We start from the raw sequence: 4,631 nt of genomic DNA, 5'->3' as shown, positions 1-4,631 counted from the left end.
AGGTGGCGTATATTACGCTTTCCTCTTTCAGAGTCAACCCGTTATTTCAGGATTTTTTCTCTTCAACCGACCGGGTTGTTTGTGAAGTGATTCACATCCGCCGTGTCGATGGAGGCGCATTATAGGGGGCCGCCGAGGAATGACAAGCGGAAAAATGCATTTTTATTTCAACCGCTCATCTTTTCACCAGAAAGGCTATTTTTGGTGCTTTTTAATCTCTTTTGGCAGCTCGGCCAGACTATTAATTACCCAATCCGCCGCATTCTCAGCTTCTGGCGTCACAGGCTTGCCGGTGCGTACTAATATTTTGGTCCCTACACCCGCTGCTGTGGCTGCCTGCATATCTTCCAGTTTATCGCCCACCATATAAGAAGCCGCCATATCAATGTGCAGGAACTCCTGCGCAGAGATGAACATCCCCGGATGCGGCTTACGGCAATCACAGGTCTGACGATACTCTTCTACGGTTCCCTGTGGGTGGTGTGGACAATAATAGATGCCATCGAGATCCACACCGCGGTCGGCCAGCGACCAGTCCATCCATTCCGTCAGCGTTTCGAACTGCGCTTCGGTGAATTTACCGCGTGCAATACCGGACTGGTTCGTCACGACCACCAGCGCATACCCCATCTCTTTCAGCTGGCGCATGGCATCTATTGCGCCCTCGATAAACTCGAACTCATCAATCTCATGGACATAACCGTGATCCACATTAATAGTGCCATCACGATCGAGAAAAATTGCGGGTACTGATTTTGCCACCGGTTTGCTCCTGAAAAAGGCATGTTCAACTAGTATCTCATGAATCGCAGCGCAATAAAGTGCTCATCGTGCATAGTTGGATTGATTTAGACGTCTGGATGCCTTAACATCCGTTTTGTTTACGGTCATCCCCCGTATCTGGCAGAAGAAAATGCCACGGCTAACTTACATACGATAAAAATAATCTAATGATTAAACTTTCCAATATCACCAAAGTGTTCCAGCAGGGGAACCGAACCATTCAGGCGCTGAACAATGTCAGCCTGCATGTTCCTGCTGGTCAAATTTATGGCGTCATTGGCGCATCGGGTGCAGGTAAAAGCACGCTGATCCGTTGTGTTAACCTGCTTGAGCGTCCAACCCAGGGCAGCGTAGAAGTTGGCGGCCAGGAACTCACCGCCCTTTCAGAGAAAGAACTCACCAAAGCGCGTCGTCAGATTGGCATGATTTTCCAGCACTTTAACCTGCTGGCTTCCCGCACCGTGTTCGGCAACGTTGCCTTACCCCTTGAGCTGGATAACACGCCGAAAGAAGAAGTAAAGCGTCGCGTCATCGAGCTGCTCGACCTCGTGGGTCTTGGCGACAAACATGATAGCTATCCGGCAAATCTGTCCGGCGGGCAAAAACAACGTGTGGCCATCGCCCGCGCGCTGGCCAGCAATCCTAAGGTACTGCTGTGCGATGAGGCCACCAGCGCACTGGATCCCGCAACCACGCGTTCTATTCTGGAACTGCTGAAGGACATTAATCGTCGTCTGGGCCTGACGATCCTCCTTATTACGCACGAAATGGATGTGGTGAAACGCATCTGCGACTGCGTGGCGGTCATTAGCAACGGTGAACTGATCGAGCAGGACACGGTAAGTGAAGTGTTCTCGCATCCGAAAACCCCGCTGGCGCAGCAGTTCATCCAGTCCACCCTGCATCTGGATATCCCGGAAGACTATCTGGAACGTTTGAAGACCGAACCCGCTGCTGACAGCGTCCCGATGCTGCGCATGGAGTTCACCGGTCAGTCCGTTGATGCTCCCCTGCTTTCCGAAACCGCGCGTCGCTTTAACGTGAACAACAACATCATCAGCGCGCAGATGGATTACGCCGGTGGCGTGAAGTTCGGCATCATGCTGACAGAAATGCACGGCACACAAGAAGAAACCCAGGCAGCTATTGCCTGGCTGCAAGAACATCACGTAAAAGTAGAGGTACTGGGTTATGTCTGAGCCGATGATGTGGCTGCTGGTTCGCGGCGTTTGGGAAACGCTGGCAATGACCTTTGTCTCTGGCTTCTTTGGTTTTGTGATTGGCCTGCCGGTCGGCGTGTTGCTGTACGTGACGCGTCCGGGTCAAATCATTGAGAACGCGAAGCTGTACCGTACGCTCTCTGCGCTGGTGAACATCTTCCGTTCTATCCCGTTCATTATTTTACTGGTGTGGATGATTCCGTTTACCCGCGTGATCGTCGGAACGTCTATCGGTCTGCAGGCGGCGATCGTTCCGCTGACCGTTGGCGCTGCGCCGTTTATCGCCCGTATGGTGGAGAACGCCCTGCTGGAAATCCCAACCGGTTTGATCGAAGCTTCCCGTGCGATGGGTGCCACGCCGATGCAGATCGTCCGCAAGGTTCTGTTGCCTGAGGCGCTGCCAGGGCTGGTGAATGCGGCAACTATTACGCTTATCACCCTGGTCGGTTATTCCGCGATGGGCGGTGCCGTTGGTGCCGGCGGTTTAGGTCAGATTGGTTACCAGTACGGCTATATTGGATATAACGCTACCGTGATGAATACCGTTCTGGTATTGCTGGTTGTTCTGGTTTACTTAATCCAGTTCTCTGGCGATCGCATCGTCCGGGCTGTTACGCACAAATAACGTTACACACAACACAAACTCTACGAGTTAAGGATAAAACATGGCGTTTAAATTAAAGACCTTCGCAGCAGTAGGCGCGCTGATCGGCTCTCTGGCACTGGTGGGTTGCGGTCAGGACGAAAAGGATCCAAACCACATTAAAGTGGGCGTTATCGTGGGTGCAGAACAGCAGGTTGCAGAAGTTGCTCAGAAAGTAGCAAAAGAGAAGTATGGCCTGGACGTAGAGCTGGTCACCTTCAACGATTACGTTCTGCCGAACGAAGCGCTGAGCAAAGGCGATATCGACGCGAATGCCTTCCAGCATAAGCCATACCTGGATCAGCAGATTAAAGATCGCGGCTATAAACTGGTGGGCGTGGGTAACACCTTCGTTTATCCGATTGCCGGTTACTCTAAGAAAATTAAATCACTGGACGAACTGCAGCCAGGCTCTCAGGTTGCCGTGCCTAACGACCCGACTAACCTTGGTCGTTCCCTGCTGCTGCTGCAGAAAGTGGGCCTGATCAAACTGAAAGACGGTGTTGGCCTGCTGCCAACCGTTCTGGACGTCACCGAAAACCCGAAAAATCTGAAAATTGTTGAACTGGAAGCACCGCAGCTGCCACGTTCCCTGGACGATGCACAGATTGCCCTGGCCGTTATCAACACCACTTACGCCAGCCAGATTGGCCTGACGCCAGCCAAAGACGGTATCTTCGTTGAAGATAAAGACTCCCCGTACGTTAACCTGATCGTGACTCGCGAAGACAACAAGGACGCGGAAAACGTGAAGAAATTCGTTCAGGCCTATCAGTCAGATGAAGTTTACCAGGAAGCCAACAAAGTGTTTAACGGCGGCGCTGTTAAAGGCTGGTAATCTCACCTCAGTGTAATATCATCAGGACGGGCTTATGCCCGTCTTGTCATTTGTGCAGTCAACTGATTCAATATCTGACGTTTTGATTATCCATTGAGGAAATATTATGCGTGCTTTACCGATCTGTCTTTTAGCACTCATGCTGAGCGGCTGTTCTATGCTAAGCAGATCTCCCGTTGAACCTGTTCAAAGCACGGCAACCCCGCCAAAGACCGAGCCTGCGAAACCGAAAGTGGTTCGCCCTGCGCCGGTTCGCATTATCACGAAAGCGGACGAACTCGTCGGTAAACCGTTCCGTGAGCTGGGCGAAGTGAGCGGCGAATCCTGTCAGGCGACCAATCAGGACTCACCACCAAATATTCCGACAGCGCGTAAACGCATGCAGATTAATGCCGCAAAAATGAAAGCTAACGCGGTTCTGCTGCACAGCTGTGAAGTCACCAGCGGCACGCCGGGCTGCTACCGTCAGGCGGTTTGCATCGGTTCTGCACTGAACATCACGGCGAAATGAGTGCATTTCAGTTCGAGCAGATAGGCGTTATCCACTCTCCTTATAAAGAGAAGTTCGCCGTCCCTCGCCAGCCCGGTCTGGTCACCAGCGGAAGCGGTGAGCTTCACCTGATTGCGCCTTACAATCAGGCCGATGCGGTACGCGGGCTCGAGGCTTTCAGCCATTTATGGGTGGTGTTCGTGTTTCACCAGACGATGGAAGGCGGCTGGCGACCTACCGTGCGTCCTCCTCGTCTTGGCGGTAATGCGAGAATGGGCGTGTTTGCAACGCGCTCGACCTTCCGTCCAAACCCGGTTGGCATGTCGCTGGTTGAACTGAAAGGCATACGCTGCCAGAAAGATCGGGTGATACTGGAGTTAGGTAGCCTGGACCTGGTCGACGGCACGCCGGTTATCGACATCAAGCCCTATTTGCCCTTCGCCGAAGCGCTCCCGAACGCTCGTGCAAGTTATGCTCAGGACGCACCACAGGCGGACATGCCGGTGTATTTTACGCCTGAGATAACCGCATGCTCTTGGTTTCCCATGATTCGATACGGCGATAACCGGTTTCTGTATCGCATGAGTGCATGGCGAAGGTGCGATAAGCCTCGTGTGCCTCTGGAGTCAGATCTACCAGACCACGCTCCCAGTTGTC

The 4,631-nt window shown here is 52.7% G+C and carries 6 protein-coding genes; 5 read left to right on the top strand and 1 reads right to left on the bottom strand.

Annotation, left to right across the window (positions count from 1 at the left end):
* Positions 1-195: 195 nt before the first annotated feature.
* Positions 196-762, bottom strand: a complete 567-nt coding sequence (gene gmhB / locus ACWYRJ_RS20490) for a D-glycero-beta-D-manno-heptose 1,7-bisphosphate 7-phosphatase (RefSeq protein WP_111963981.1) — start codon at positions 760-762, stop codon at positions 196-198.
* 188 nt (positions 763-950) lie between these two features.
* Here gmhB and metN point away from each other — a divergent pair, with 188 nt between their 5' ends.
* The 5 genes from metN to tsaA all read left to right on the top strand — a co-directional run.
* Positions 951-1,982: a methionine ABC transporter ATP-binding protein MetN gene (metN, locus tag ACWYRJ_RS20485; RefSeq protein WP_111963982.1), complete on the top strand. Its 1,032-nt coding sequence runs from the start codon at positions 951-953 to the stop codon at positions 1,980-1,982.
* On the top strand, positions 1,975-2,628 hold the full coding sequence (locus ACWYRJ_RS20480) for a methionine ABC transporter permease MetI (protein ID WP_003856130.1): 654 nt from the start codon (positions 1,975-1,977) through the stop codon (positions 2,626-2,628). Before metN ends, ACWYRJ_RS20480 begins: the two co-directional genes overlap by 8 nt.
* A 40-nt stretch (positions 2,629-2,668) precedes the next feature.
* On the top strand, positions 2,669-3,484 hold the full coding sequence (metQ, locus tag ACWYRJ_RS20475; RefSeq protein WP_014168729.1) for a methionine ABC transporter substrate-binding lipoprotein MetQ: 816 nt from the start codon (positions 2,669-2,671) through the stop codon (positions 3,482-3,484).
* 106 nt (positions 3,485-3,590) lie between these two features.
* Positions 3,591-3,995: an Rcs stress response system protein RcsF gene (rcsF, locus tag ACWYRJ_RS20470; RefSeq protein WP_008501883.1), complete on the top strand. Its 405-nt coding sequence runs from the start codon at positions 3,591-3,593 to the stop codon at positions 3,993-3,995.
* On the top strand, positions 3,992-4,631 hold a 640-nt coding region (gene tsaA / locus ACWYRJ_RS20465), incomplete at its 3' end, for a tRNA (N6-threonylcarbamoyladenosine(37)-N6)-methyltransferase TrmO (RefSeq protein ID WP_455508524.1). The genes rcsF and tsaA, both read left to right, overlap by 4 nt.

The sequence above is a fragment of the Enterobacter sp. genome (assembly GCF_977039595.1).
The sequence above is the reverse complement of the archived record's forward strand: the minus strand, read 5'-3'. Positions and strand labels throughout refer to the sequence as shown.